Source organism: Nocardia sp. NPDC050175 (assembly GCF_044459885.1).
Lineage (GTDB): Bacteria > Actinomycetota > Actinomycetes > Mycobacteriales > Mycobacteriaceae > Nocardia.
The window spans coordinates 74643-99848 of the sequence record NZ_JBITJI010000011.1 but is presented as its reverse complement, the minus strand read 5'-3'; the positions used below and the strand labels follow the sequence as shown (position 1 = coordinate 99848).

The 25206-nt window shown below is 66.8% G+C and carries 27 protein-coding genes; 12 read left to right on the top strand and 15 right to left on the bottom strand.

The annotated features are described in order from the left end of the window. Positions 1–116: 116 nt before the first annotated feature. The 7 genes from ACIBK2_RS32135 to ACIBK2_RS32105 form a co-directional block, all read right to left on the bottom strand. Complete coding sequence (locus ACIBK2_RS32135; RefSeq protein ID WP_396972683.1) at positions 117–1712, bottom strand: amidohydrolase; 1596 nt, start codon at positions 1710–1712, stop codon at positions 117–119. A 40-nt stretch (positions 1713–1752) separates the two neighbouring features. After that, positions 1753–1995, bottom strand: a complete 243-nt coding sequence (locus ACIBK2_RS32130; RefSeq protein WP_357389443.1) for a hypothetical protein — start codon at positions 1993–1995, stop codon at positions 1753–1755. A gap of 76 nt (positions 1996–2071) precedes the next feature. Further along, positions 2072–2554 (bottom strand): FxsA family protein, encoded by a 483-nt coding sequence (locus tag ACIBK2_RS32125; protein WP_357389441.1) that lies wholly within the window; start codon positions 2552–2554, stop codon positions 2072–2074. 87 nt (positions 2555–2641) lie between these two features. Beyond that, positions 2642–3778 (bottom strand): FAD-dependent oxidoreductase, encoded by a 1137-nt coding sequence (locus tag ACIBK2_RS32120; protein ID WP_396972681.1) that lies wholly within the window; start codon positions 3776–3778, stop codon positions 2642–2644. A 9-nt stretch (positions 3779–3787) separates the two neighbouring features. Beyond that, positions 3788–4489 (bottom strand): TetR/AcrR family transcriptional regulator, encoded by a 702-nt coding sequence (locus ACIBK2_RS32115; protein WP_396972680.1) that lies wholly within the window; start codon positions 4487–4489, stop codon positions 3788–3790. Between the two features lie 298 nt (positions 4490–4787). After that, positions 4788–5447: a response regulator transcription factor gene (locus ACIBK2_RS32110; RefSeq protein WP_357389435.1), complete on the bottom strand. Its 660-nt coding sequence runs from the start codon at positions 5445–5447 to the stop codon at positions 4788–4790. A gap of 394 nt (positions 5448–5841) precedes the next feature. Further along, positions 5842–7014 carry a sensor histidine kinase gene (locus ACIBK2_RS32105; RefSeq protein ID WP_396972678.1) on the bottom strand — a complete coding sequence of 391 codons (1173 nt, stop codon included), beginning with the start codon at positions 7012–7014 and terminating at the stop codon, positions 5842–5844. Positions 7015–7197: 183 nt separating this feature from the next. On the opposite strand from ACIBK2_RS32105, the gene ACIBK2_RS32100 reads away from it, so the two are divergent. Then, the gene (locus ACIBK2_RS32100; protein ID WP_396973056.1) at positions 7198–7965 is read left to right on the top strand and encodes a TSUP family transporter; all 768 of its coding nucleotides are present in this window, start codon (positions 7198–7200) and stop codon (positions 7963–7965) included. Here the strand turns inward: ACIBK2_RS32100 and ACIBK2_RS32095 are convergent, their stop codons facing one another. Beyond that, positions 7966–8685 carry a helix-turn-helix domain-containing protein gene (locus ACIBK2_RS32095; protein WP_357389428.1) on the bottom strand — a complete coding sequence of 240 codons (720 nt, stop codon included), beginning with the start codon at positions 8683–8685 and terminating at the stop codon, positions 7966–7968. It lies immediately after the preceding gene. 99 nt (positions 8686–8784) lie between these two features. Between ACIBK2_RS32095 and ACIBK2_RS32090 the strand changes: the two genes are divergently transcribed. Then, the gene (locus ACIBK2_RS32090) at positions 8785–10338 is read left to right on the top strand and encodes a TldD/PmbA family protein (RefSeq protein ID WP_396972675.1); all 1554 of its coding nucleotides are present in this window, start codon (positions 8785–8787) and stop codon (positions 10336–10338) included. After that, positions 10335–11726 carry a metallopeptidase TldD-related protein gene (locus ACIBK2_RS32085; protein WP_396972673.1) on the top strand — a complete coding sequence of 464 codons (1392 nt, stop codon included), beginning with the start codon at positions 10335–10337 and terminating at the stop codon, positions 11724–11726. The genes ACIBK2_RS32090 and ACIBK2_RS32085 overlap by 4 nt, the downstream gene beginning before the upstream one ends. Positions 11727–11851: 125 nt before the next feature. Here the strand turns inward: ACIBK2_RS32085 and ACIBK2_RS32080 are convergent, their stop codons facing one another. Together ACIBK2_RS32080 and ACIBK2_RS32075 are read right to left on the bottom strand one after the other, a co-directional pair. Then, entirely contained in the window at positions 11852–12235 is a 384-nt protein-coding gene (locus ACIBK2_RS32080; protein ID WP_396972671.1) for a PPOX class F420-dependent oxidoreductase, read from the bottom strand. A gap of 24 nt (positions 12236–12259) precedes the next feature. Further along, a complete protein-coding gene (locus ACIBK2_RS32075) occupies positions 12260–12811 on the bottom strand; it encodes a PadR family transcriptional regulator (RefSeq protein ID WP_396972669.1) in 552 nt (183 codons plus the stop codon). 113 nt (positions 12812–12924) lie between these two features. Here ACIBK2_RS32075 and ACIBK2_RS32070 point away from each other — a divergent pair, with 113 nt between their 5' ends. Next, positions 12925–13644: a glyoxalase gene (locus ACIBK2_RS32070; RefSeq protein ID WP_396972667.1), complete on the top strand. Its 720-nt coding sequence runs from the start codon at positions 12925–12927 to the stop codon at positions 13642–13644. Between the two features lie 589 nt (positions 13645–14233). Here ACIBK2_RS32070 and map read toward each other — a convergent pair. Beyond that, on the bottom strand, positions 14234–15031 hold the full coding sequence (gene map, locus ACIBK2_RS32065; protein WP_396972665.1) for a type I methionyl aminopeptidase: 798 nt from the start codon (positions 15029–15031) through the stop codon (positions 14234–14236). A gap of 452 nt (positions 15032–15483) precedes the next feature. On the opposite strand from map, the gene ACIBK2_RS32060 reads away from it, so the two are divergent. Beyond that, positions 15484–15747, top strand: coding sequence for a helix-turn-helix transcriptional regulator (locus tag ACIBK2_RS32060; RefSeq protein WP_396972663.1), 264 nt, complete (start codon positions 15484–15486; stop codon positions 15745–15747). A 3-nt stretch (positions 15748–15750) separates the two neighbouring features. Here ACIBK2_RS32060 and ACIBK2_RS32055 read toward each other — a convergent pair whose 3' ends face one another. The 4 genes from ACIBK2_RS32055 to ACIBK2_RS32040 form a co-directional block, all read right to left on the bottom strand. Beyond that, on the bottom strand, positions 15751–16143 hold the full coding sequence (locus ACIBK2_RS32055) for a PPOX class F420-dependent oxidoreductase (RefSeq protein ID WP_396972661.1): 393 nt from the start codon (positions 16141–16143) through the stop codon (positions 15751–15753). A gap of 120 nt (positions 16144–16263) precedes the next feature. After that, entirely contained in the window at positions 16264–17427 is a 1164-nt protein-coding gene (locus ACIBK2_RS32050) for an epoxide hydrolase family protein (protein ID WP_396972659.1), read from the bottom strand. Between the two features lie 690 nt (positions 17428–18117). Further along, positions 18118–18540 (bottom strand): VOC family protein, encoded by a 423-nt coding sequence (locus ACIBK2_RS32045; RefSeq protein ID WP_396972657.1) that lies wholly within the window; start codon positions 18538–18540, stop codon positions 18118–18120. 229 nt (positions 18541–18769) lie between these two features. Beyond that, complete coding sequence (locus ACIBK2_RS32040) at positions 18770–19558, bottom strand: oxidoreductase (protein WP_396972655.1); 789 nt, start codon at positions 19556–19558, stop codon at positions 18770–18772. A 240-nt stretch (positions 19559–19798) separates the two neighbouring features. Here ACIBK2_RS32040 and ACIBK2_RS32035 point away from each other — a divergent pair, with 240 nt between their 5' ends. The 7 genes from ACIBK2_RS32035 to ACIBK2_RS32005 all read left to right on the top strand — a co-directional run bounded on the left by ACIBK2_RS32035 (position 19799) and on the right by ACIBK2_RS32005 (position 25119). Further along, positions 19799–20650 (top strand): alpha/beta fold hydrolase, encoded by an 852-nt coding sequence (locus tag ACIBK2_RS32035; RefSeq protein ID WP_396972653.1) that lies wholly within the window; start codon positions 19799–19801, stop codon positions 20648–20650. Further along, the gene (locus ACIBK2_RS32030; RefSeq protein WP_396972651.1) at positions 20643–21245 is read left to right on the top strand and encodes a TetR/AcrR family transcriptional regulator; all 603 of its coding nucleotides are present in this window, start codon (positions 20643–20645) and stop codon (positions 21243–21245) included. Before ACIBK2_RS32035 ends, ACIBK2_RS32030 begins: the two co-directional genes overlap by 8 nt. Before the next feature lie 71 nt (positions 21246–21316). Then, a complete protein-coding gene (locus tag ACIBK2_RS32025) occupies positions 21317–21997 on the top strand; it encodes a cysteine hydrolase family protein (RefSeq protein WP_396972649.1) in 681 nt (226 codons plus the stop codon). 372 nt (positions 21998–22369) lie between these two features. Continuing rightward, positions 22370–22900: a GtrA family protein gene (locus ACIBK2_RS32020; RefSeq protein ID WP_396972647.1), complete on the top strand. Its 531-nt coding sequence runs from the start codon at positions 22370–22372 to the stop codon at positions 22898–22900. Between the two features lie 5 nt (positions 22901–22905). Beyond that, on the top strand, positions 22906–23550 hold the full coding sequence (locus ACIBK2_RS32015) for a formylglycine-generating enzyme family protein (RefSeq protein ID WP_396973054.1): 645 nt from the start codon (positions 22906–22908) through the stop codon (positions 23548–23550). 242 nt (positions 23551–23792) lie between these two features. Next, positions 23793–24071: a hypothetical protein gene (locus ACIBK2_RS32010; RefSeq protein ID WP_396972645.1), complete on the top strand. Its 279-nt coding sequence runs from the start codon at positions 23793–23795 to the stop codon at positions 24069–24071. 88 nt (positions 24072–24159) lie between these two features. Further along, positions 24160–25119: a helix-turn-helix transcriptional regulator gene (locus ACIBK2_RS32005; protein WP_396973053.1), complete on the top strand. Its 960-nt coding sequence runs from the start codon at positions 24160–24162 to the stop codon at positions 25117–25119. Positions 25120–25206 lie beyond the last annotated feature (87 nt).

The window sequence follows — 25206 nt, the reverse complement described above, 5'->3', positions numbered from 1 at the left end:
TGGCAGCGATTGTGGCGCTGATGGATTCGGCCACATCGATGCGACGAGGTGCGCCTGCAGGCCGCGCGCTCAACTTCAGTGATCTGCGTAGCGAAGAAGCGGGCCAGGCGGCGCGTTCACGCTTCATAGATGGTTGCTCCGCGGTGCACGGTGCGCAGGCAGGTGGGCAGGGGCGAATTCGGTGCGAGCGGGGGCAATCCGGGGACGCGGGATCTCGGGTCGGTGGACCAGCGTTGGACGGTGTCGGCGGCTGCGGCGACGACGAGTTCTTCGGCATCCCATATCGCGTAGGAGGCGGGGGCGCCCGGGACCAGGGTGCCCGCGATGCCGTCGCGGACGCCGCCTGCGCGCCAGGCCCCTCGGGTGGCGGCGGCGAAAGCGGCTCGCGGGGAAAGGGAGTGGCCGGGGGTGTGGTGGTTGGCTGCGGCGCGGACGGCGGACCAGGGGTCGAGGGGGGTGACGGGGGCATCGGAGCCGATCGCCAAGGAGATACCTGCGGCGGCCATGGCGGCGAAGGGATTCAGGGTGGCGGCGCGGTCGGTGCCGAGGCGGGCGGCGTACATGCCGTCCGCGCCGCCCCAGGCCGCGTCGAATCCTGGTTGCACGCTGGCGATTACGCCCCATGAGGCGAGTTTGGCGATCTGGTCGGCGTCGAGGAGTTCGGCGTGTTCGACGCGGTGACCGAGGGCGGCGACGGCCGGGCCGCCGAATTCGGTGACGACACGGTCGAATCCGGTGATGATCGCGTCCATGGCGGCATCGCCGATCACGTGGAAGCCCGCCTGAATCCCGACTTCGGTGCAGGCGCGGACGTGGGCGGCGATGGTGTCGGCGTCGAGGTAGGCGCGGCCGGTGCCCGGGTCGTCGGTGTATCGGTCGCGCAGCCAGGCGGTGTGTGAGCCGATGGAACCGTCGACGAACAGGTCACCGCCGAGGGCGTGCACGCCGAGTTCGTCGACCAGTGCGCGGGCTTCGTCCGCGCTCTGCACCGCTTCGCCCCAGTACGCGCGCACCTCGACCCCGTGCCGGAAGTCGAGCAGTTCGCGAATGTCGGTGCGGCCGGATATTTCTGGGCCCGCGCATTCATGCACCGCGACGATGCCGTGCGCGGCCGCGTGGTCGAGGGCGGCGGTTCTGGCTCGATCTCGTTGTGCCCGATCCAGTTCCGCGAGCACGGCGGTCCGCACCAGGTGATGCGCGGTGGCCCGCACCGGCTCGCCGCGGGTGAAGCCGTCGGCGGCGGTCACCTGGGGCATCGCGTCGAGCAGCGCCGACGACACCGCGGCCGAGTGCGCGTCCACCCTGGACAGGTACACGTGCCGGGGGCCCGCGGCCGTGTCGATCTCCTCGACCGTGGGCGGGCGGCCCTCCGGCCAGGTGGTCTCGTCCCAGCCGTCGCCGAGGATCGCACCCTCGGGACGTGCCGCGGCGAAGTCACTGAGCAGCGTCAGGCAATGTTCGAGCGATCGAGCCACCGACAGGTCGAGTCCGGTGAGCTTGAGTCCCAGCGCGGTGACGTGCACGTGCGGGTCGACGAAGGCGGGCGCTACGAACGCGCCGTCCAGGTCGATGACCTCGGCATCCGGATGCAACGCTCGCCCCGGCTGTTCGGCACCCAACCACACCACGGTCCCGTCGGTCACCGCCATCGCTGTCGCGTCGGGGGAACTGGAACTGTAGAAACGACCGCCGATCAGCAACTGGGTTCTCACGAGGCACCAGTCTGCCGTATGCCTGATTCAGGTGTTCAGGTCAGCCGTTCAGTACGGCGTGCGGCACCGTGTCCTCCGGGCACGCCAGCACCGTCATCACCTCCGCGAACTGCGACGGGCCTAGGTGCGACCCGGAACGACACCCTGCTTCGACTGCGATCAGCTCCAGCCGCAGCGCCGCTGCGGTGAACCCAGAAATCGACTGTCCGGCAGCTGCCGCGGCTTTCTTGACCGCTGCGGCTAGCTCCTCGCTCACCGTGATGGTGAGTTGCTCGGTGGCCATCGCGCCACCATAGTCCCGATTCGCGCGGATCCCTAGCGCGCCCGCGCGCCTTTACTACTCGTTGGTAATAGCGAAACTATGGCTTGGTAATCGCACGGTGTGCGTTGCCTTGTCCGTCGTCGTACCACTGCTGCACCACGACGCCGTCGACCACCTCGTCGCCGTCGATCACCACACCCCGATACGGGACTGCCGCGGCCAGCTTGCCGAACCGGCGCGCGGCGAACGCGGTGACCACCGGCCGCACCAGCATCCGGGTCGGCGGCAACAGCAGGAGCAGGCCGAACAGCGAGGTAACCAGACCGGGCACGAACATCAGGAACCCGCCCGCGGCGACCAGCGCGCCGTCGGCGACCGCGGTGCCCGGCGCGATCTCGCCGCGCCCGGCGCGCCGGAACTGCTCGAACACCCGCCGACCCTGCGAACCGATCAGCAGCATGCCCGCGGCGGACCCAGCGATCAGCAGCAGAATGGCGGGAATCACACCGAGCCACTGGCCGACGGCGACCAGTGCGATGATCTCGGTGATCACGTAGAGGACGAATACTAGGGCGGGCATGGCGATCCTTTCGGACGATCTACTGGTTGCAACGTCCGGCGGCGCCGATTTTCTCCCGAATCCGCCTGAGAGCCCGCTGAGATCCGATCAGGCGACCGGTTCGCGGTAGGAGGTCATCTGCGCGATGAGGTTCTCCAGTGCGTCCGGTCCGAACATGACGGCTTGGTTTTCGGCGGAACCGGCGGCCATCTCCGCACTGCGCGGGAAGAGGGCTTGTTCGTAGGTCCGCAGTGCCTGCTCGGTGTCCGGGTGGGTAGCGAGGGCAGTGGCGAGTTCGGCTCCGTCGAGCATGGCGAGGTTGGCGCCTTCGCCCGCGAAGGGTGACATCAGGTGAGCGGCGTCGCCGAGCAGCGTGATGCCGGGAGTCGGGTCCCACCGGTGGCCGATCGGTAGCGCGTTGATCAGGCGGGGAACGAGTGGGCCGTCGGCGTCGGCGATGAGCGCGCGGAGTCGGTCGTCCCAGTCTTGGAACTGTTGCAGTACAGCGGATTTCGCTGCGTCGGCGTCGGCGAAGTCGATAGTGTTCAGCCAGTCCGCTGCCGCGGCGAAGGCGGCGTAGGTGTGCACCGAGCCGTCGGTTTCCGTATGCGTCAGTAAGCCTTTGTGGTCGGCGAGGGCGAACATCATTCCGCCGCCGACCAATTCGGCGGTGGCGGGATGCTGGGTCGCGTCCCGAAGGTCGCATTCGATGAACGAGACGCCGGAGTAGCTCGGGGTGGCAGCCGACACCAGCGGGCGGATCTTGGACCAGGCGCCGTCCGCGCCGATCAGCAGATCGGTGGTGAAGATGGTGCCGTCGGCGAGGGTCACCTCGTGCCTGCCGTCGCCGAGCGCGCGTGCGGCGGTCACCTTGGCGCCCCAGCGAATCACGTTGTCGGGCAGCGAGTTCAGCAGCAAGCGCCGGAGGTCGTTACGGTCGATTTCGGGTCGATCGCCGTCCTCGCCCGCCTCCGCCATGCGGACGGTGCCGTGCTTGTCGATGATGCGCATCTCCTCACCACCCTGGTGTACGAGGGCGGTGAACTCCTCGAACAGTCCGGCCGCGCGCAAGGCGGCTTGGCCGGATTCCGCGTGCAGGTCGAGCATGCCGCCTTGGTTGCGGGCGGTCGGCGAGGCGTCGAGTTCGTAGATGGCCGTTGCTATTCCGTGCACGTGCAGGACGCGGGCGAGCACGAGGCCGCTGAGCCCCGCGCCGATTACGGCGATGGGATGGTGTTCTGACATGGCATTCCCCTAACGGTTCTGTTCGATGGGGCGCGGTGTGTGTATGGCGCCGTTGATCAGTAGCCGGAAGCCCCAGTCGAGACGGTCGGAGCCGGGGCCGGACACCAGGTCGTCACCCAAAGTGGCGATCCTGGGGTGGGTTTCGGCCGAGGCGTTGCGGATGGCCGCGACGAGCGCGTCCATTTCCTGCTCGGCCTCGGTGTTGTGGTCGCGGGTAGCTTGTTCGGCGGCGGTCGCGGTGGCGAACTGCAGCAGGACGTCGCACAGCCAGGCCGCGCGTCCGTCGGGGACGGCGCCCTCGTTCAGCAGCGCGAGCACCGCTTCGAGCAGGTTCAGGTAGCCGGGGCCGGATGGGCGGGCGACCAGCGCGGATTGCGCGAGGCCGGGGTTGTCGAACAGCAGCTTCGTGTACGACACGAGCACCTGCACGAGTCGGTCCTGCCAGTCGCCCGTTGCGGTGACCGGAGTGAGGTCGACCGCGCCGAGCATGCCATCGAGGACCGCCGCGTGCAGTTCGGCGGTATTGCGGACATACACGTAGAGCGAGGCAGGTCCGGTGTCCAACTCTGCCGCGAGGCGTCGCATGGTGACTCGCTCCAGACCTTCGGCCCGCATCAGTTCGACGGCTGTCGCGATGATGCCCGGCCGGGTCAGTGCGGGTTTCGCCGGCCGCTCACGGCGGCTTCGCGGTCCATGTCGCTGAGTTGGCATGACTTCATACTAGCGAACATGTTCGTTACGAACAAGTTCGTTGATGCGAACAATACGAAAAAGCCTGGTCAGGACGCATAGCAGGCACGCCGACGAAGAAGGAGGCCGCCCCGGTTGGGTGCGACCTCCTTGATCTCTGGTCAGTAGTTACGCCAGCTGCTCGCCGCCAGCTACGAAGCCGAAGCCGGCGACGCATAGGCCGGAGGGCCACCGTACGGGTGCGGATGCTCAGCACCGGCCAATTCGGTTGCGGCGCTGCAGGGCTCCCTGATTCTCGATCCAGCGCAGGAAGAATCCGTCAGCCGCCGGGACGGACCAGTCCGGTCTCGTAGGCAAGCACGACGGCCTGAACCCGGTCGCGCAGACCAAGTTTCGTGAGGACGCGACCCACATGGGTCTTCACCGTGGCCTCGGAAAGGAAGAGCTGCTCGGCGATTTCGGCATTCGAGCGACCCGCAGCGATCTGCTCCAGCACCTCGCGCTCGCGGGCCGTCAGCACATCGAGGACACCCGGATCGCGCATGCGCGCCGGATCCTCGGCGATGAGCCGGTCCAGCAGTCGCTTGGTCACCTTCGGCGACACCACCGCATCCCCCGCGGCGACGCTGCGAATAGCGGAGATCAGGTCTTCCGGCGGCGTGTCCTTCAACAAGAACCCGCTCGCGCCCGCACGCAACGCACCGAGCGCGTGCTCATCGAGATCGAAGGTCGTCATCACGAGCACCCGGCAACCATGCCCGGCCTCGACGATCCGCGCGGTCGCGGTAACCCCGTCCACCACGGGCATCCGCACATCCATCAACACCACATCGGGCCGCAACTCCGCCGCCCGGCTGACCGCGGCCGCCCCATTGGCCGCCTCCCCGATCACCTCGATATCCGGGTGCGCACCGAGCACCATCTTCAACCCCATACGCATGAGTTCCTGGTCATCCACAACGAGAACGGTGATCGGCACGCCCCCAATCTAACGTGCCCACCCCCGCACCCCACCCCGCACGCCGCGCACCTCCTCACCCGCCGCGCACAAATCAGCTGGCAATTCCACACGCAGCGAGCGGACACGTGCGCGGCGCACCGGCATGTACGCGGCACGCAAACCCGAGCGCACCGCCGAACAAGGTGATCGCCGCGCACCCTTTCGCCTGCCGCGCGCAGATCCGTTGGCAATTTCATACGCGGCGAGCGGATTCGTGCGCGGCGGACAAACACGCGCGCAGCGGGGCGGATTCGCGTGCCACCGAGTGCGGTGGTGGCCGCGCGCTGTTTGGCCTGCTGCGCACGAATCAGCTGGCGACTTCGTGCGCGGGACGCCAATGACTGCGCGGCGGGCGGATTTGTGCGCGGGGCGACTACTCCGGGAAGCCGGGTTCGAGGGGGATGGTGGCGTGGACGCGCCAGGCTCCGTCGGCGGCGCGGCCGGTTTCGAGGGTGCCGCCGAGGACGGCGATGCGTTCGCGCATGCCGACCAGGCCCATGCCGCCGCCCTTGATGCGGACGGCGGGTTCGTCGAGGGGGACGCCGCCGGTGTCGGTGATGTCGATGGTGACGTCGGTGTCGCGGCGGCGCACCTGGACCCAGGCCTTCGGGTGCGGGCCGGCGTGGCGCAGGGTGTTGGTGAGGGATTCCTGCACGATGCGGTGTACGCCGAGGCTGACTTCGGGGGCGATGTCGTCGAGTTCGCCGGTCAGTTCGAGTTCGACGGCGAGGCCGGTGCCGCGCATCATCTCGACCACCTTCGCCAGGCCTGCGGTCCCGTGTTGTGGCAGCTGGTCGGGGGCGTGTTCGGTGCGCAGTAGCGCGACGGTCCTACGGAGTTCGCGCAGCGCCTCGCGGCCGGTGCCCGCGATGGTGCCGAGGGCTTGTTCGGCGGCGTCGGGGTCGCGGCGTAGCGCATACCTCGCGCCGTCGGCCTGCACGATGATCACGCTGACCGCGTGTGCGACCACGTCGTGCAACTCGCGCGCGATGCGGGTGCGCTCGGACGAGACCGCGTCGTGCGCGCGGCGTTCCTTGTCGTAGTCGGCGACCGCGAGCCGCGCCGCGACCTCGGTGTCGTAGGCATGTCGCGCGCCGATGAATTCGGCCAGCGTCCAGCACAATGCGAAGAACATCGCGGTGAAGATGAGATCACTGGGCGCGACGATGCCCGCCGATGCGGACAGACCGCTGTCGGCGACCAGTCCGACCCCGAACCACAGTCCGTCCCGCCGCCCGACGTAGGCCACCAACGTGTACAGCATGATGCCGAGGCTGAACAGCGTGATGTGCTCGACCTTCTCGTCGCCGACCACATACTGCACCGCGGTCGCCGTGAACGACAGCAGCAACGAGACCGCCGCCATCGCCCGCGGATACACCCGCCGGAACACCACGGGCAGCGGCAGGAACAGCCCGATCGCGATCGCCGCAGGCTTGTTCTCCGCATTGGTCGCCCCGAGCACCTCGAGCACCAACAGGACAAACGCCAGCATCGAATCCGCAACGATGGGCTTCCCGCGAAGCCACAGACTGAACCGACGCATCGCTTCAGCCTAAGGCGACCGGCACCCCGCCTACGACATCGCCACAGCTCCCAGCGCAGCCGCACGCCTCTTGATTTCCAGCACCGGAAATCGCATGCGATTTCCGGTGCCACAAATCGGAAGGCGTGCGGCCGCACTGGACCGCTGACTGGTATTGGACACCTGGTCTGGTTGGCTGACGACGTGCAGATCGGTGATTGGGCGGTGTTGTTGACCGCGGCGACGGCCGCGGGCTGGGTGGACGCGGTGGTCGGCGGCGGCGGATTGATCATCCTGCCAACCCTGTTCCTCGTCGCACCGACCATCGCGCCGCAGACCGCGCTCGGCACCAACAAACTGGCTGCGGTCGCGGGCACCACCGCTTCGGTGGTGACCTTCGCCAAGAAGGTTCCGCTGCGCTGGCGAGCGCTGCTGCCCGCGGCGGCGATCGCGGCGGTCGCGGCCGGAATCGGTGCTGCCGCCGTGTCTTTGATCGATCGCGAACTGTTCATCCCGATCGTGATGGTGGTGCTGGTCGCCGTCGCGGTGTTCGTCACGCTGCGTCCGTCGATCGGCGTCACTCTCGCCACGCACGCGCCGACGCGACGCAAGTTCATCCTCACGATCGCGCTGGCCGCGGGCCTCATCGGCCTCTACGACGGCCTACTCGGACCCGGCACCGGCACGTTCCTCATCATCACCTTCGCCACCCTGCTCGGTACCGAATTCGTCCGCGCGGCGGCGATGGCGAAGGTGATCAACTGCGGCTCGAATGTCGGCGCGCTGATCTTCTTCGGCGCGACCGGCCACATCATCTGGGCGCTCGGCGCGGCCATGGCGGTCGGCAATGTGGCGGGCGCGATCGTCGGCTCGCACATGGCGTTGCGCAATGGCGCGGGGTTCGTCCGGGTCGTGCTGCTGGTGGTGGTGATCGGGATGGTGATCCGGTTGGGCTGGCAGCAGTTCGGCTGATCAGCCGCGCGTTTCCACCTGCGAGGCGAGCCACGGCTTCAGCACTCGCGAGGTGGTCTCGTGGATGCGCCGGTGTAGCCGCTCGCCGTCCTCCGCGCCGTTGAGCGGCTGCTGGAACAGCACGGTGAGCGCGCCGGACACGGCGCCGACGACCGCACCGACCAGCGCCGCGGCGCCGACCTCGTCCAGTTCGTTCGGGAACGCGATGTGCAACTGACGCGCGATCTCACGCTGCGCGACGAGTTGCGCGTGCGCGGCCCGGCCACTCACCGACGGCACGGTGCGCGACACCTGCGCACGCAGCGCGGCGATCCGCGCGTTCAGATCGTCGACGAGATGCTCGCCGGGATTGTCCCCGGCCGCGCGCAACGCCCGTAGCAACACCTCGACCGGCCGCTCCCCCGGCCGCCTGCTGCCGATCGCGGCGACCGCGGCCCGCACCCGCTCGTCCGTCTCCGGAAAGAGCAGTTCTTCCTTGCTGGCGAAGTAGTTGAAGAAGGTGCGGGTCCCGACATCGGCGACCGCGGCGATGTCGGCCACCGTCGTTTCTTCATAGCCTCTCGTTTCGAAAAGCTCTACGGCTGCCTGGAGCAGGGCTCGGCGGGTACGTTCGCGTTTGCGGTCACGAAGGGCGGATGGCGGCACGGCGGGCACAGTACGGCATTTCGCGAGGCAGACGCGGTAGGCGGCGGTTTCGCGCGTGCCGTTTTCCCCGCTCATGCCCTGTCTTTCACGGTGTGCCACTGTGCATTTCGTGCCTGTTTGCATGCACTGCAAACTCGCACGGCGTGTAATCGAGGCGGGCGCAAGTGCTCTCGGATGGAACCGACTAGGTTGGACCGGGTGAGCATCGCGACTTCCAAAGACGTGGACGCCGAGTTCCTCGACCTCCCACTGGCCGCGCTCGCCGAGGCCGCGTTGACCGCGGCGAAGGCGGCGGGCGCCGAACATGCCGACCTGCGGGTGCATCGGCTGGTCACCCAGTCGATCCGGCTGCGCGACGGGCGGGTCGAGTCGATCACCGACAACGCCGAGCTCGGCCTCGCGGTCCGGGTGATCGTCGACGGCACGTGGGGCTTCGCCTCGCATGCCGCGCTGACGCCGGAGACGGCGGTGGACGTGGCCCGCCGCGCGGTGACGGTGGCGACCACGTTGCGCGCGCTCAACCGCGAACGCGTGGTGCTCGCCGACGAGCCGATCTACGACAACGTGCACTGGGTCTCGGCCTACGACCTGGACCCGTTCACGGTGTCGACCACCGACAAGGTCGCACTGCTGCAGGACTATTCGGGCCGCCTGTCCGGCTCCGACGGCGTCGACCACGTCACCGCCTCGGTGCTGCAGGTCAAGGAGCAGACCTACTACGCCGACACGGCGGGTTCGTCCATCACCCAGCAGCGGGTCCGGCTGCACCCGGTATTCGAGGCGACCACCGTCGACTCCTCGGCGGGCGTGTTCGAAACCATGCGCACGCTGGCGCCGCCGGTGGGTCGCGGCTGGGAGTACGTCAGCGGCGCCGACGGAACGTGGGACTGGCAGGGCGAACTCGCGCGCATCCCCGAGTGGCTCGCCGAAAAAGTGAAGGCGCCGACCGTCACCCCCGGCCCGACCGATCTCGTGATCGATCCGACCAACCTGTGGCTCACCATCCACGAATCCATCGGCCACGCCACCGAATACGACCGCGCCATCGGCTACGAATCCGCCTACGCGGGCACCTCGTTCGCCACGCCCGACAAGCTCGGCTCGCTGAAGTACGGCACGCCGATCATGCACGTCACCGGCGACCGCACCCAGGAGCACGGGCTGGCCAGCGTCGGCTACGACGACGAGGGTGTCGCCGGACAACGCTGGGACCTGGTGCGCGACGGCATCCTGGTCGGCTACCAGCTCGACCGCGTCTTCGCGCCGCGCCTCGGCCTGGACCGCTCCAACGGCTGCTCCTACGCCGACTCCCCGCATCACGTGCCGATCCAGCGGATGGCGAACGTCTCGCTGCAGCCCGACCCCGAGCGGGACACCAGCACCGAGGAGCTCATCTCCCGGGTCGACAACGGGATCTACATCGTCGGCGACAAGTCCTGGTCGATCGACATGCAGCGCTACAACTTCCAGTTCACCGGGCAGCGGTTCTTCCGCATCCGGGACGGAAAGTTGGACGGACAGCTGCGCGATGTCGCCTACCAGGCGACCACCACCGACTTCTGGGGTGCGATGGAGGCGGTCGGCGGACCGTCCACCTGGCAGCTCGGTGGCGCGTTCAATTGCGGCAAGGCGCAACCCGGGCAGGTGGCGGCGGTCAGTCATGGTTGTCCGTCGGTTCTGGTGCGCGGCATCAACATTCTCAACACCCGGACGGAGGCGGGCCAGTGACTACGCAGACTGTTATCGCTGCGGGCGAGGTCGTCGAGCGGGCGCTCGCGCTGTCCCGCGCTGATGAGGCGATCGTGATCGTCACCGACGCGCACGACGCCTCGCTGCGGTGGGCCGGGAATTCGATGACGACCAATGGGTCGTCGGTGTCGCGTGATTGGGTCGTCGTGTCGATCTTCCGCGACGGACCGCACGCGGCGCGCGTCGGCACCATCGGCTCCACCAGCGTCGACCCCGCCGAGATCGAAGCGGTGGTGCGCAAGAGCGAGGAGGCGGCGCGCACCGCCGAACCCGCCAGGGACGCGATGCCGCTGCTGGAACCGGACGCGTCCGCCGACGACTGGGCGGCCGCGCCGGGCAGCACCGGGATCGAGGTGTTCACCTCACTCGCCCGCGACCTGTCCACCGGCTTCGACGGCAGCGACCGGCTCTACGGTTTCGCCCACCACACCGTGCACACCACCTGGCTCGGCACCTCGACCGGACTGCGGCGTCGCTTCGTGCAGCCGACCGGTTCGGTGGAGATCAACGGAAAGCGCGGCGGGGGAACCGATCTCGCGAGCGCGTGGGTGGGTGTCGGCACCGCCGATTTCACCGACGTCGACGTGCCGGGCCTGCTCACCGAGCTGTCCCGGCGACTGGACTGGGCCAAGCGCAAGGTCGAACTGCCCGCAGGCCGCTACGAAACGCTGATGCCGCCCTCCACCGTCGCCGATCTCATGATCTACATGAACTGGGAGATGGAAGGACGCGGCGCGCACGAGGGCCACACCGCATTCTCCCGCGCGGGCGGCACCCGAATCGGCGAGCGGCTCACCGACATTCCGCTCACGCTCTACTCCGACCCGACCGCGCCCGGGCTCGAATACCGTCCGTTCGTCGCGACATCCTCATCGTCGCAAGCGATGTCGGTCTTCGACAACGGACTCTCCGCCGAGCGCGTCGACTGGGTGCGCGACGGCGTCATCGAATCACTGGTCTACCCACGCGCCACCGCCGCCGAATTCGACACCGCCGCTACGGTTCCCGGCGGCAACCTACTCCTCACCGGCGGCTCCGACGCCACCCTCGACGAGATGATCGCCCGCACCGAACGCGGCCTGCTACTCACCACCCTCTGGTACATCCGCGAGGTCGACCCCGCCAGCCTGCTCCTCACCGGCCTGACCCGCGACGGCGTCTACCTCATCGAAAACGGCCAGGTAACCGCCGCAGTCAACAACTTCCGCTTCAACGAAAGCCCCCTCGACCTACTCCGCCGAGTCACCGAAGCAGGCGCCACCGAAATCACCCTCCCCCGCGAGTGGAAAGACTGGTTCACCCGAACCGCCATGCCCCCCTTACGAATCCCCGACTTCCACATGTCCTCGGTCAGCCAGGCAACCTGATGCTCGGGATCTGCACTCTCTCTCGGGATCGGCACTCGGAATAGGGCCCTAGAGTCGGTGCTGATCCCGAGAGAGTGCGCGGATTCTGCCGTCGGCTCGGCGTGGGGTTCCGGCGTGGTGGGTTGTTAAGGGGTCAGGGTGATTTCGATGGCTATGGTGCCCTTTTTGCCGCGGCGTAGGTTGCTGCCGAGGATGGTGATGGGGCCCATCAGCCAATACTTGCGCATGAGGAGTTTGCGGACGCGGTCGGTGCCGTCCTGGTCGAGGATGCGGGCGGTGCCTGCGACTGCCTCGCCGCGGGTCTTGCCTGCGACGTTGCACGGCTGGACGGTGACGTCGGTGTTGCGGCGTAGCCGCTTGACCTTCCAGCTGTCGGTGACGGTCCAGACGTAGAGCTTGTCGCCGTCGGCTACCGCCCAGACCGCGGTGCCGACGGGTGTGCCGTCCTTGCGGAACGTGGTCAGCAGAACGTAATCGGCCTTGCCGACGGCTCCCAGCGTGTTCGTCATGAGGGCAGCGTATCGGGGTGTCGGTTATTCGGACATTCGGTACTCGCCGGCCTCCAACCGGGCCAGCACGCCGTCGGTCCAGCCGGTGAGGTTGCCGAAGACGCTGCTCCACAGTTCCAGGAGGTCCGTCGTGTGCGGCGGCTCGTGGCGGCCGCCGGGGAAGGTCGGGATCATCTCGAGCAGGCCGGCGCGGACTTCGTCGCTGCGCCTGCGCTGTTCGCGCAGCTTCTCGATGACGTGCGCGCGAGGCAGCGCGTCCATGAACGCGATGCCCGCGCCGAGTTCCTCCATGTCGATGCTGACCAGCGCCTCGTCCATCAGCTTACGGAATTCGGCCTCGCCCGCCTCGGTGAGGTTGAACAGCGTGCGGCCCGGGCCCTCGCTGCTGCCCTCCGTGCCGAAGGCGCTCAACTTTCCTTCTTGCGTCAGCTGTTTCAGCGCGTGGTAGATCGAGCCCGGCTTGACGTTCGTCCACGTTTCGGCACGCCAGGACAGCAATTCGCGACGCACGGCGTAGCCGTAGGTGGGCTGACGCAAGCGCATCACCCCCAGCACCAACAGGCGCACAGCCGACATCGACGAGCCTCCTCCAGATAGGAAATCTCCATAGTAGTCAAACTTGACTTCTGGGTCGCGACCGCCCTAATCTTCGGTAGTCAAAATTGATTACCGCAGTATGGGGAGGCTTTATGAGCGACGTGTCGGTGCCGATGATGTGGAGCGGCGACCTGTCCGAGACGCTCGACTTCTACCGAACGCTCGGCTACCAGGTGACCGCCGAGCAGACTCGGCCCTACAACTACGGCGCGGTGGCCCGCAATGGTTACTCCTTGCATTTCGGCCCCACCCCGAAAGACAAGGGCACTGCCGAGGAGTGCCACGTGTCGTGTGTGGTGTTCGTCGACGAGGTAGCCGAGCTGCACCAGCGGTTCAGTGCCGCGTTGCGGGAACGCTTCGGGCGCGTGCCCGCCAGCGGCCTGCCGCGCATCACCAGGTTCCGGCCGGGCCAGACCAGGTTCACCGTGATCGATCCGGTCGGCAACACGGTCGTCTATGTAGTGCGCGACGAACCCGACCCGGACTATGGCGGATCGCGCGAACTCCAAGGGCTGCAACGGACTTTGGACAACGCCCGGATCCTGCGTTACTCCAAACTCGACGACAAGGCGGCCCGCAAGGCGCTGGAGTCCGGGCTGCGTCGCTTCGGCGCCACGGCAGCTCCGGTGGACAAAGCGCACGCACTGGCCGAACTCATCGAGTTGGCGGTGGCGGCAGATGAACGGCAGCGCGTCACCGAGTTACGCGCCGAGATCGCCGCACTCGACCTGTCCGACGAGGAACGCGCGAAGATCGACCAGCACCTCCAGATCGCGACCGACTTGGAGCAGTGGTTGGACGAAACCGACTGAGCCGCAGCAAAGCCGTACCCATCGGGCAAGAGCTGCTTAGGACTCCAGGCGTGCACCTGTCCATTGAACTGAAGACCTATCCACGTTTCCTGTGAAGTAGTGCTGAGCGCGTCGTGTGCGTACCCGGCTTTAGGTGTGCGTCAGCGGCGCGGGGTCGCGTTCTGGAGGTGGTCACCGGCTTGTGGTTGCGTCCCAAGCGCCTCGGACAAGAGGGGTCGTGGCGGTTGGGGCGTCGATCAGCCCTGCGAACGCGGCCCACCGGCGGTATTGCTGAAGATCTGCACTCTCACTCGGGATCGGCACTCGGAATAGGGCTCTAAAGCCAGTGCGGGGCCCAAGTTTCAGTGCAGGCCCCGAGTTAGGGTGCGGAGTCTGTCACCGGCGGTGGGACCGTCGATCAGCCATGTGCGCGACGGCCGCACCAGCGGCGACCATCGGCTTGTGCCCGCATTGCAGGAACCCCAATCGAGCTGCACTCCACCGGCAGCCTCGGCGACTCGACGTATGAAGCGTGCTCTTGACGTAGGTTGCAGCATGCTCCAAGTGCATGCAACGTACGTCAAGTGGGTTGCTGTGAGGGCGGCGCTTCTTACGGACGGTGTTGTGGTCCTTGGGCTTTCACTGGGGCCAAGGTCAGGACGTCGGGGCCGGATTCGGTGATGGCGATGGTGTGTTCGGAGTGGGCGGTGCGGGAGCCGTCGGCGGAGCGGATGGTCCAGCCGTCGGGGTCGGTGACGATGCGGTCGGTGGTGCGGGCGAACCAGGGCTCGATGGCGATGGTCAGGCCGGGGCGCAGGCGGAAGCCGCGGCCCGGTCGGCCGACGTTGGCGACGTGTGGGTCCTCGTGCATGGTGCGACCCAGTCCGTGGCCGCCGAATTCGGTGTTCACCGGGTAGCCGTAGTCGCGGGCGACCGCCGAGATCGCGGCGGAGATGTCGCCGATGTGGTTGCCGGGCAACGAGACTGCGATCGCGGCGGCGAGTGCTTCCTCGGTCGCCCGGACCAGGCGCAGATCCTCTTCCGCGGCATTGCCGACCACGAAGGTGGTCGCCGCATCCGCCACCCAACCGTCGATGCTCACGGCCAGGTCCGTGGTCAGCACGTCGCCGTCGCGGAGCGCGTAATCGAACGGAAGTCCGTGCAGGACAGCGTCGTTGACCGAGAGGCAGACGGTATTGCGGAACGGGCCGCGCCCGAAGGACGGCGAGTAGTCCCAGTAGCAGGATTCCGCGCCACGCTGCTTGATCCGTTCGCGCACATGGGCTTCCAGCTCCAGCAGGTTCACCCCGACGCGCGCGAGCTCCCGCAACTCCCCCAGCACCTCGGCCACGAACTGACCGGTCACCCGCATCCGCTCGATCTCGTCCGGCGACTTCAGCTCCACCATGAGCATCCCTTTCCTTGGTATTTTTATACCAACGTAGCTCATTCGGTATTTTAATACCAACCCCTCCTGGTCCCCAGCGGTATGTGCAGGTTCCAAAGGGTCGTGGTGCAACCTCAGATGCACACGATTCAACGTTGAATGCGCATATCTACGTAAGAGCATGGTTCAATCCTGAACGTTCCACTGAGCCTGATGGCCATGCCAGCTGAGGCGCCGAACACGACTGCGCCCGACGCATGGGTAGGGCCTCGCACCGGTCTACGCGGTCAATATAGGAGCCGTAGCGGCGATTTCGGTGTGACCAGTTACGAAAATGTCCACTCAGACCGACTTAGGCGGTGCCGCGATCACTCAACCGACGGGCAACGCGTCGCGAATCGATACATCCGCACATCCGACCGCTCGCCCAGCACATACTTGCGGTATTTAAATACCGCCAATACTCTGTGCCCATGGTCCGTCTCCCGTTGACCCCGGCTCAAATCGACGCAGGTCGCCGCCTCGGCTGCGCCCTGCGCGCCGCCCGCGCCGACCGCGACCTCATCGAAGTCGCCCGCTCAGCAGGCATTTCCCCGGAAACCCTGCGCAAGATCGAAACCGGCCGCCTCCCCTCCCCCGCCTTCGGTACCGTCGTCGCCCTGAGCCTCACCCTCGACCTCCCGCTCCAGGACCTCGCCGACACCTGGCGCGCCGCAGGCCTGGCCGAATCCGCCTGACCGCTACTCGCCGACGGCAGGCTGCTGAGTGATGGCGAGGCCGATGGACCCGTCCGCGCCGCGAAACAGCTTGTGCAGCTTGATAACCAACGTGCCGATGATCCCGTACTTGCGCGAAACCAGATCGCGCACCCGCTGAGTGCCGTCGGCATCGAGGACCGCGGCGGTACCCGCGAACACCTCGTCGGCCTTCGGGCGGCCGCGAGCATCGGAGGCCTGCAACGTCACGTCTGAGTTGCGGCGGACGCGCTTGACCTTCCACGTCGTCGGATTGGTCCATACGACGATCCGATCCCCGTCCGGCGCGACCCACACCGGCGTCCCCACCGGTGTGCCGTCCTTCTTATACGTCGTCAGCAGCACGAACGTGCTCGCGCCCAGCTCATTCCATGTCATAGCGAAAACGGTAGGCCGCCAATCGCGCCCGGACATCCGTCCGTAGACACAAATCCGCACTACGCGCCGTGACGTATCCGCAGCGAGTAGGGATCGGCGTGCGCCGATCCCTGTTGCGACTCAACCTCGATGGCCGCGGAAGAACGTCCGCACGTCCTCGAGAAACAGCTGCGGCTGCTCCAACGCCGCGAAGTGGCCACCCTCGGCGTACTCGGTGAAGTGCTCGATGTATCCACCCGGGTTCATGACTCGGCGCATCAGCGGGCTCGTATTGAACACCGCCCAGCCCTGCGGGACACCGGAGGGCATCACCCAATCCATGCCGGAATGAGCTGTCTCCCACAAGAACTGAGCAGCCGAGGCACCGCTGCGAGTGAACCAGTAGATGCTGATATTGGTCAGCAGCAGATCACGGTCCACCGCCGCACCGGCCGGACGAGCCTGGTCGGTCCAGGCCTGAAACTTCTCCGCGATCCACGCCAACTGCGCGATCGGCGAATCGGTCAACGCGGCGGCGATCGCGTTGGGCTGCGTCGTCTGCAGCACCAGATACCCCTTCTGCCCCGACCACCGCACCTGCGCCTCCTTGATCGCCGCCAACTCCTCGTTGGTCAGCCCATCCGGCACCGGCAACTGCTCGCCAACCAATCCGAGCGAGCCCTGATCACTGTTGACGTGCGTCGCGATCACCCGCTCCGGATAGATCGCGGCCAGCCGCCCGGTCACCCCCGCACCGACATCCCCACCCTGCGCCGCGAACTTCTCGTACCCCAGCCGAGTCATCAACTCCGCGAACGCATCTGTCGTCCGCGCCAACTCCCACCCGGTCGACGCCAACGGCGTGGAGAACCCGAACCCAGGCAGCGACGGAATCACCACATGAAACGCGTCCGCCGAATCACCCCCGTGCGCAACAGGATCCGTCAACGGCCCGATCAGATCGAGAAACTCGACCACCGACCCCGGATACCCGTGCGTGATCAACAGCGGCAGCGCCCCCGCCTCCGCCGACCGCACGTGGATGAAATGGATTGCCTGCCCGTCGATCTCGGTCGTGAACTGGTCGAACGCATTCAGCTTCGCCTCCTGCGCCCGCCAGTCGAACCCGTCCCGCCAATACTCCGCCAGCTCCGCGAGATACGCGGGCGCAATGCCACGGCCCCAATCGTTTTCGGTCCCCGGCACCGAATGCGGCACCCGCGTGCGTGCCAGCCGGTCACGCAGCTCATCGAGCTCGGCCTGCGGGATGTCGATACGGAAGGGGCGGATCGCTGTGTTCGTCATGAGAACCACTCTCGCGGGCATTGCGGCGGACTTTCTTCCGCAATCCAACGCTGCGGCCCAGAACATTCGGCAATGATCCGGGTCGCCGTCATGCACTGCCGTATTGATGCTTCCCGTCGAAGTACTCGCGCACCCGTCGCTCGCCGTCCTGCATGGCGCGAGCCTAGTTCGGAATCGACCCGCTACTCCACCTGCAGCTCGACGGGCTTCCCGAGTAAGTCGCTACCGCTAGGGGCGCCGTCCCAGCGGTTCGGCTATTTCGGGCAATCTCCTCTATCTTCTTGACGACGTCGAGCGAGACATTGGTTTTCTGAGTCAGTGGTGCACCCGCTGCCGGTGACTGCGCACAGACCTTCCAGTTGCCGGGCCATTCGACATGTCGATGTTGTCCGCTCAGGTCCCTGATTTCGGTCTTCTCGTGCTCACCCAAGATGTTGAGGGCTCGAGCGAGTCCTGTGTCCACCAACTTCGGCATCTCAGCCGGCGCGGCATTGGCCGACGCCGACGCGCAAGGGACAACACACGCCGCTGCGTCTGCCGAGCCGCCTGCTCGCATCAGCTGCATACCAAACCACATTCGCCGAGGTGGACCGGACGGTCCGATTCACCGTACTTCCCAATATCCGGACCAACGCGTAGCCCGGATGGGCCGGAGTGTCAGCTGCAACGGGGTTCTGCTGGCCTGCGGCCCTAGCGCGCGGGGTTCCAAGCCTTGTGCACAAACTCCAGACGGTTGCCATCGAAGTCGGCGACATTGGCGGCGTAATAGCCTGGGGCGAAATAGGTCCGGTGGGCCGGACCGCCTTCATCGATGCCACCGGCGTTGATCGCGGCGAGGTAGGCGGCGTCAACTGCCTCGTTGGTATCGCACACGATGCCGATGTACAGACCTGTCTCGCCGGGCTGACGCTGTCGCAGCCAGATGCTCGAGCCGACTCCGGTGCCGGAGATGTATGCGTCGTCGCCGAGACCGAAGAGATTCGGGACGTTGTCGGGCCCGGACGCGGCGTCGTAGTTCCCGAATTCGCGCCAACCGAGGGGCTTCAGTGCCCCGACGTAGAAGGCCACCGACTTCCCGATGTCCGTGACCGAGATGTAGACATGATCGATCATTTCGAGGCATCCTTCCTCATTGCGGTGTTCTTGCGGGCGACGGAACGTGCGCCACGGTACGCCGGTGATCTGCGCGACCAGACCCGACAGACAGCGATCAGACCACAACGCTTTCAAGCAGCACGTGCAGCACGATCGCCGACCAGGTGCCGAGCCCGTACAATCCGGCATGCTCTGAAACCCTGTCGGCCACATGACAACTGGACAGGGCTTCAGCCGCATCGAGCTGTCAGGCCGTCTTGATCGCACCGCCGTCGATGATGTGGTCCGCGCCGGTGATACTGCCGGCCAACGGTGAGGCCAGGTAGCTGACCAGGGCTGCGACTTCGGCGGGCTCCACGAATCGGCCGCTGGCGATCCCCATCGCCGCTGGCAGCTGCGCCAGGAGTTGGGCATGCGGCACGCCCATCGAACGCGCGAGCTCCGCGCCGTAGCCCTGCGGGGATTCCCACATGAAGGTGCGCACCGGGCCGGGCGAGATGGTGTTCACCCGCACGCCCTGCGGGCCGACTTCCTCGGTGAGCGCCTTGCCGAACGCGGTCAAGGCCGCCTTCGCGGTGGTGTACGGCATCGGCCCGGCGTGCGGCATCCGGGCTGCGTTGGACGAAATGTTCACGATGACGCCCTTCCGTCGCAGCAGGCTGGGCAGTGCGGCACGAGTGGTGCGGACCGCACTGAAGAAGTTCAGCTCGAACATCCGCTGCCACTGTTCGTCGTCGAAGGTGGCGATGCCACCGGTCTGGCGGCCGTCGCTGTCGCCGCCACCGACGTTGTTGACCAGCAGGTCGATCTCCCCTAGCTCGGTCAAAGCCCGTTCGACGAGCTGGACGGAGCCCTCGGCGGCGGAGAGGTCGACCGGCACCGCGATCGCCCCGGACGCGGCGAGTTCCGGCGGGATGGTGCGCGAGCCGGCGACTACGCGCATCCCCTCCGCGATCAGCGTGGTGACAACGGCCAAGCCGATACCGCGGCTGGCGCCGGTCACCAAGGCAGTCTTGCCAGCTAGTTGAAAGTCCATATCCTCAAGCCTTCCTAACAGCATCAACGAAGACCTCGTTGACTTCTTAGTTGCAACACTAATGTTGCAACTAAGAAGTTACAAGTGTCTTTTCTGTAGCGCTTCTGCTTGACGAGGAGGTAGAGACCGCCCGCACACCTCCCTGCATCGACTCCTTGATCCTCGGCAGGGGATTGACGCCCGAGGCTAACTCGATTAGCTTTACGGCTAACGCAGTTAGCTTTTTCGAAGGGTAAGACCATGACGCAGTATGTGGACATCGACGGCGGCCGGATCGCGTACGACGAGATCGGCACCGGACCGCTGGTGGTGCTGTCGCACGGGATGGGTGTGGACCGGCGCGCCTATCAGAATCTGATTCCACTCCTGGCCGACGCCGGATACCGGGTGGTCAACACCGATATGCGCGGCCACGGCGAGTCGAGCATGAACTGGGCCTCGGAAACCGGCAAGGCGGCCATCAGCCGGACCGACGTGGCCGAGGATCTGCTCGCGGTCATCGAGAAGCTGGGCGGCGGGCCTGCGGTCATCGTCGGGCACTCGCTCTCGGGCGGATCGGCCACCATCGCCGCCGCACGGCGGCCGGACCTGGTGCGGGCGATCGTGGAGATCAACCCGTTCACGCTGACCCAGAAGATCGATATCGGAGCGCTGCTCACCAACTCGCACCACCGGCGCGGCATGGTGCCGCTGATGGGCACAATGATCTTCAAGAGCCTCCGCCTGTGGCTGAAGTACCTGAGCGTGGCCATTCCGATCAAGAACGCCGACTATGACGAATACCTGGCCGGGGTCGCGGCGAGGCTGCGCGAGCCCGGCCGGATGGCCGAGTTCATGAAGACCGGTCAATCGACGCCCGCGGACGCGGAAGCTCAGGCGCCCAACGTAACTCAGCCCGCGCTGATCATCATGGGCGCCATCGATCCCGACTTCCCGAGCCCGCAGGCCGAAGGCGAACGCATCGTCGCCGCACTGCCCGCCGGGTTGGGCAGCCTCGCCATGATCGACGGCAGCGGGCACTACCCGCATTTCGACTCCGCCGAGCGGACCGCCGAGGTGATCCTGCCGTTCCTGAAGGAACACCATGCCTAGGGTGGGCCTGTGCAACGCCGACGTCGTCGCCGCGGGGGCCACCCTCGCAGACGACGTAGGCTTCGCCAACCTCGCGCTCGGCACGCTGGCCCAGCGGCTGGGCGTGCGCACGCCGTCGCTGTACAAGCACATCGACAGCCTCGCCGACCTGCGGCACAGCATCGCCACCCTGGCCATCACCGAACTCGACCAGCAGGTCCGCGACGCCATGCACGGTCGCTCCGGAACCGAGGCGCTGGCCGCGTTCGCCACCGCCTTCCGCAACTACCTCGTCGCGCATCCCGGCCGCTACGCCGCCACCATCGGCGAGCCCTACAGCGGACCGGAAGATCCCATGCTGCACAGCGGTTCTCGGCTGCTGCAGTCCCTGGAGGCGGTCCTGCACGGCTACGGGATCGACGAGACCGACATGGTGCACGCGATGCGCTCGATACGCGGCGCCTTGCACGGATTCGCCACCCTGCAAACGTCCAACGGCTTCCAGTGGAGCGAAGACACCGACCTCAGTTTCGACTGGATGATCCGATTCATCGACCAGGGGCTCACCCAAATCGGCTCGCGCCGAACCGATCTCCACGGACAGGTCGCCGACTGATCCAGCCCGCGGGCGCCGCGAAGTCCCTACCCTCGAAGGAAGGGATCCCTCGACGCACGCGGAGGACATCGATGATCGAGACCGCCGTCCTCATGCTCGACCTGCAGAACACCTACCTCGCCGACGACGGCGTTCGTGACGCACTGGGCTGGCCGCCGATCTGGCGACTCGACGAGGTCGTGCGCGAATGCGCCGAACTCGCGACGCATGCCCGCAGTAGTGACTTACCGCTCATCTACTCCCGCATGATGGCCGGACAGACCGGGCTGGTCGGCACCGGCCCGCGCCCGCGTCGCCACCTGCAACAGCGCAGGCACCTGGTGCCGAAGCTGTCGACCGAGCATCGGGAGTGGAAGGCGCAGATCATGGACGCCGTCGCGCCGCAGAAGGGTGACCTGGTGCTGGTCAAGACCCGGCACAGTTTCTTCGCCTACACCGAGTTGGAGCCGCTGCTACGCAACCTGGGCGTGCACCGTCTGGTGGTCGCGGGTCTGCAAACGAACGTCTGCGTCGAGGCGACCGTGCGCGCGGCCCTCGAGCGCAATTTCGAGGTCGCCGTGCCGGACGACGCCGTCACCACCGACGGCCCGGCGCTGCATTACGGCTCACTGAACGCCATGCGCGTCCTGTACGTGGAAGTCGCCCCGTGGCGGGAACTGCTGGCCCCCGACGCCCCGTGGGACCGCGCGTACACCACCCCTGACTACGGGCGTGACCCGGAATATTGGACCGGCCCGGCATTCGGGCCCTGATGCACTGCGGGGGCCTCAGCTGATAGCTGAGGCCCCGCGGGTCGTGCCGACCGGTGTCCGAGTGATTTCCTCTGGGCCCCTGCCTCGATACATGAGGCTTTCATACTTCCGCGCATTCGGCTCACCGAGCGACGCGGCAACCGGTGAGCTCGTGTGCTCGTGCATCTGTACTAGCACCGCGAGAACGATCTTCCGCTCGAATCGCCGTCCGAAAGCCGTTCGCAGATAACGAATTAGCAACGCCACCGCCGAATCGTGCTCAAACTGTTCCGCTCGCCGACACCTGCCGCGCACCAAGAATTCGCCCGCGGGCCGCCGCCCGGCAACGGTCCGCCCGCTACTGCCGATGTGCCCCTCGGATAACCTGTCCCGATGTTCTTGGCCCAGATCGTCGCCGCTCGCGTGCCGAGCCGGATGCTGTCCGTGTTCGTGCGGAACGCGGAGTTGCTGAAATTCCTGACCGTCGGAGCTATCGCCTTCGTCACCACCATGGTGCTCTTCTTCGGCCTGAAATGGACTGTGCTGGAAGGCAAGCCGGTAACCGCGAACGTGGTCGCCGTACTGATCGCCACCGTGGTCTCCTACGTGCTGAACCGCGAGTGGGCGTTCACCGCGCGCGGCGGACGTGAGCGCCGTCACGAAGCGGCCCTGTTCTTCCTGGTCGCGAGCATCGGCATGGTGATCAACCAGCTGCCGCTCGCCGTGTCGAGCTACCTTTTCCAGCTGCGCACCCCGCACGTCTCGGTGCTGACGGAAAACATCGCCGACTTCATCAGCGCGACCGTGATCGGCACCCTGCTCGCCACGGTTTTCCGCTGGTGGGCCATGCGTAAATTCGTGTTCCCCGATCCAGTGCGGCCCGCCATGGAACACGACGAGCCGGTTTCCGAGACGCGAGCCTGACCGTGCTGGCCGCCATCCCGGCGGGAACGGTGACGCTGTCGGATCGGCGGACCCAGCGCAGTTGGTCGGTGGCCGTCGCACCGTTCCAGCTGGCGGCAACCCCGGTCACCCAGGAACAGTACGAGCAGGTCACCGGACAGCGGCCGAGCAGCGGCGGAGGCGACCGGCTGCCGGTCGACAGCGTCTCCTGGTGGGAAACGCTGCGATTCTGCAATGCCCTGTCGGCCCAGGAGGGGCTGACACCGGCGTATCGACTCGACGACGAGAACGCCCTGTGGGACAACGCCGCCGACGGCTATCGACTACCCACCGAGGCCGAATGGGAGCACGCCTGCCGCGCAGGCAGCACCGGCCCGCGCTACGGCGAGCTCGACGAAATCGCCTGGTACCGGGGCAATTCGGCCGAGCACATGCACGAGGTGGGCGGCAAGCGACCCAATGCGTGGGGCCTCTACGACATGCTCGGCAACACCTGGGACTGGTGCTGGGACATCTACGACGCCGAAATCTACGGCTCCTACCGGGTATTGCGCGGTGGCGGCTGGTTCGACGAACACTGGAGCTGCCGCGCGTCGGTACGCCGCCGCAGCCATCCGACACTGCGACTGGACGATGTGGGATTCCGCGTCGCGCGTTCAGTGAGTACCTGAGCCAATACTTCCCTCCCCCAGCACCTCCGCGAGCTCGCCATCCGGGCCACAGCATCGGTCGGGCTACCGTTCGGCGGTGTCACCCACACGGCTGATCGGACATTCCCGACAGGTTCTTCCGTACGCTCCACGAAATCGTCGGCGCCGCACATACTGTCCGGTACAAGCATGGCTATCACCCAGACAACGCGCCAGTGGCACTGCTAGCAGGAGCCACATCGACCCCCGAAGCGAGCGTATTCATGGTCATCTTCGCTGTGCACGACGCCCTCCTCGCGCAGATCGGCAATCCGACGCCGGAAGCGCCGCCGGTCTCGGACAAGATCTTGCAGATGGTCCGCTACCTCACCTGGCTGGTGCTGATCTCCGGGGTCTGCGGAATCACTTACGCCGGTGGACGATTCGCGTGGGAGAAGTGGCAAGGTGGTCCGATCGACTCGCCGAAGATGATCGCGGGGGCGATGATCGGCGGTGTTGTCGCCACCAGCGCGGGCACGATCATGAACGCCGTCGTCGGCTGAGCCGTCGTCCCGGCGAGTGCCGGGATCGAGTCGCCGCCGAGGAGAATCGCGGAAGGTAGTCTTCCGCGATTGCTGCGATGATCGAATGATGTTGGAGACCTCCGCGCGACTACTCCGGCTGCTGTCGCTCCTGCAGCTGCACCGCGATTGGACCGGCCCGGTATTGGCCGAGCGCCTCGGCGTATCCACTCGCACGGTCCGCACCGACATCGAGCGACTACGCACCCTCGGTTACCCGGTGCACGCCACACCCGGTGTCGCGGGCGGCTACCGGCTGGGCGCGGGCTCCGCGCTGCCGCCGCTGCTGCTCGATGACGACGAGGCGGTTGCGGTCGCGGTCGGCCTGGCCACCGCGGCCAACGGCGCGGTCACCGGCATCGAGGAGACCTCGGTGCGTGCGCTGGTGAAGCTGCAGCAGGTGTTGCCGTCGCGGCTGCGTAATCGGGTGGCGGCGTTGACGTCGGCCACCGTGCACGTGCCCGGTGTCGGTCGGCCGACAGTGGATGCGGCGGTACTCACCGCTGTCGCCGGGGCGATCCGCGCGAGCGAGCGATTGCGCTTCGACTACGAAACACATTCCGGCACACCGTCACGCCGCGATGTCGAGCCGCATCGGCTGGTGCATTGGCGCGGCCATTGGTATCTGGTCGCCTGGGATCCGGGGCGCGGCGACTGGCGCACCTTCCGGGTGGACCGGATCGCGCCGAAGACGCCGAACGGCCCGCGGTTCACCTCGCGGGTGCTGTCGGAGGCCGAGATCGCCGAGCGGGTGCAGCGTGGTGTCGGCACGGCGACCTGGCGTTATCGCGCGACGGTGCGAATGGCCGGGTCCGCCAGTGCAATTCGGGCGAAGATGCCGGCGGCGCTGACCGTCGAGCCGGACGGGCCGGATCACTGTGTGGTTCAAGTGGGTTCGGATTCGCCGCAGATGCTCACGTGCTATCTCGGTTTGGCCGACGTCGAATTCGAGGTGCTGGACGCCCCTGAGCTCACCGAGCAGCTGCTGGCGACCGCCGAGCGATTTCGCCGGGCGGCCGGTCGGCAATGACACCTCAGCCCACCGGAATTCCGCGGTAAAGCGAAACCCGGCCGGATCAGGCGGAATTCGCCGATCACGACCGGGTCGCTACTATCC

What these genes read in the sequence shown, in the direction of transcription:
- ACIBK2_RS32130 (WP_357389443.1), bottom strand. Translation starts at nt 1,995, where the DNA reads ATGGCCACCGAGCAACTCACCATCACGGTGAGCGAGGAGCTAGCCGCA.
- ACIBK2_RS32125 (WP_357389441.1), bottom strand. Translation starts at nt 2,554, where the DNA reads ATGCCCGCCCTAGTATTCGTCCTCTACGTGATCACCGAGATCATCGCA.
- ACIBK2_RS32120 (WP_396972681.1), bottom strand. Translation starts at nt 3,778, where the DNA reads ATGTCAGAACACCATCCCATCGCCGTAATCGGCGCGGGGCTCAGCGGC.
- ACIBK2_RS32115 (WP_396972680.1), bottom strand. Translation starts at nt 4,489, where the DNA reads ATGCCAACTCAGCGACATGGACCGCGAAGCCGCCGTGAGCGGCCGGCG.
- ACIBK2_RS32105 (WP_396972678.1), bottom strand. Translation starts at nt 7,014, where the DNA reads ATGCGTCGGTTCAGTCTGTGGCTTCGCGGGAAGCCCATCGTTGCGGAT.
- ACIBK2_RS32095 (WP_357389428.1), bottom strand. Translation starts at nt 8,685, where the DNA reads ATGAGCGGGGAAAACGGCACGCGCGAAACCGCCGCCTACCGCGTCTGC.
- ACIBK2_RS32090 (WP_396972675.1), top strand. Translation starts at nt 8,785, where the DNA reads ATGGAACCGACTAGGTTGGACCGGGTGAGCATCGCGACTTCCAAAGAC.
- ACIBK2_RS32080 (WP_396972671.1), bottom strand. Translation starts at nt 12,235, where the DNA reads ATGACGAACACGCTGGGAGCCGTCGGCAAGGCCGATTACGTTCTGCTG.
- ACIBK2_RS32075 (WP_396972669.1), bottom strand. Translation starts at nt 12,811, where the DNA reads ATGTCGGCTGTGCGCCTGTTGGTGCTGGGGGTGATGCGCTTGCGTCAG.
- ACIBK2_RS32070 (WP_396972667.1), top strand. Translation starts at nt 12,925, where the DNA reads ATGAGCGACGTGTCGGTGCCGATGATGTGGAGCGGCGACCTGTCCGAG.
- map (WP_396972665.1), bottom strand. Translation starts at nt 15,031, where the DNA reads ATGGTGGAGCTGAAGTCGCCGGACGAGATCGAGCGGATGCGGGTGACC.
- ACIBK2_RS32060 (WP_396972663.1), top strand. Translation starts at nt 15,484, where the DNA reads ATGGTCCGTCTCCCGTTGACCCCGGCTCAAATCGACGCAGGTCGCCGC.
- ACIBK2_RS32055 (WP_396972661.1), bottom strand. Translation starts at nt 16,143, where the DNA reads ATGACATGGAATGAGCTGGGCGCGAGCACGTTCGTGCTGCTGACGACG.
- ACIBK2_RS32050 (WP_396972659.1), bottom strand. Translation starts at nt 17,427, where the DNA reads ATGACGAACACAGCGATCCGCCCCTTCCGTATCGACATCCCGCAGGCC.
- ACIBK2_RS32045 (WP_396972657.1), bottom strand. Translation starts at nt 18,540, where the DNA reads ATGATCGATCATGTCTACATCTCGGTCACGGACATCGGGAAGTCGGTG.
- ACIBK2_RS32040 (WP_396972655.1), bottom strand. Translation starts at nt 19,558, where the DNA reads ATGGACTTTCAACTAGCTGGCAAGACTGCCTTGGTGACCGGCGCCAGC.
- ACIBK2_RS32035 (WP_396972653.1), top strand. Translation starts at nt 19,799, where the DNA reads ATGACGCAGTATGTGGACATCGACGGCGGCCGGATCGCGTACGACGAG.
- ACIBK2_RS32030 (WP_396972651.1), top strand. Translation starts at nt 20,643, where the DNA reads ATGCCTAGGGTGGGCCTGTGCAACGCCGACGTCGTCGCCGCGGGGGCC.
- ACIBK2_RS32025 (WP_396972649.1), top strand. Translation starts at nt 21,317, where the DNA reads ATGATCGAGACCGCCGTCCTCATGCTCGACCTGCAGAACACCTACCTC.
- ACIBK2_RS32020 (WP_396972647.1), top strand. Translation starts at nt 22,370, where the DNA reads ATGTTCTTGGCCCAGATCGTCGCCGCTCGCGTGCCGAGCCGGATGCTG.
- ACIBK2_RS32010 (WP_396972645.1), top strand. Translation starts at nt 23,793, where the DNA reads ATGGTCATCTTCGCTGTGCACGACGCCCTCCTCGCGCAGATCGGCAAT.
- ACIBK2_RS32005 (WP_396973053.1), top strand. Translation starts at nt 24,160, where the DNA reads ATGTTGGAGACCTCCGCGCGACTACTCCGGCTGCTGTCGCTCCTGCAG.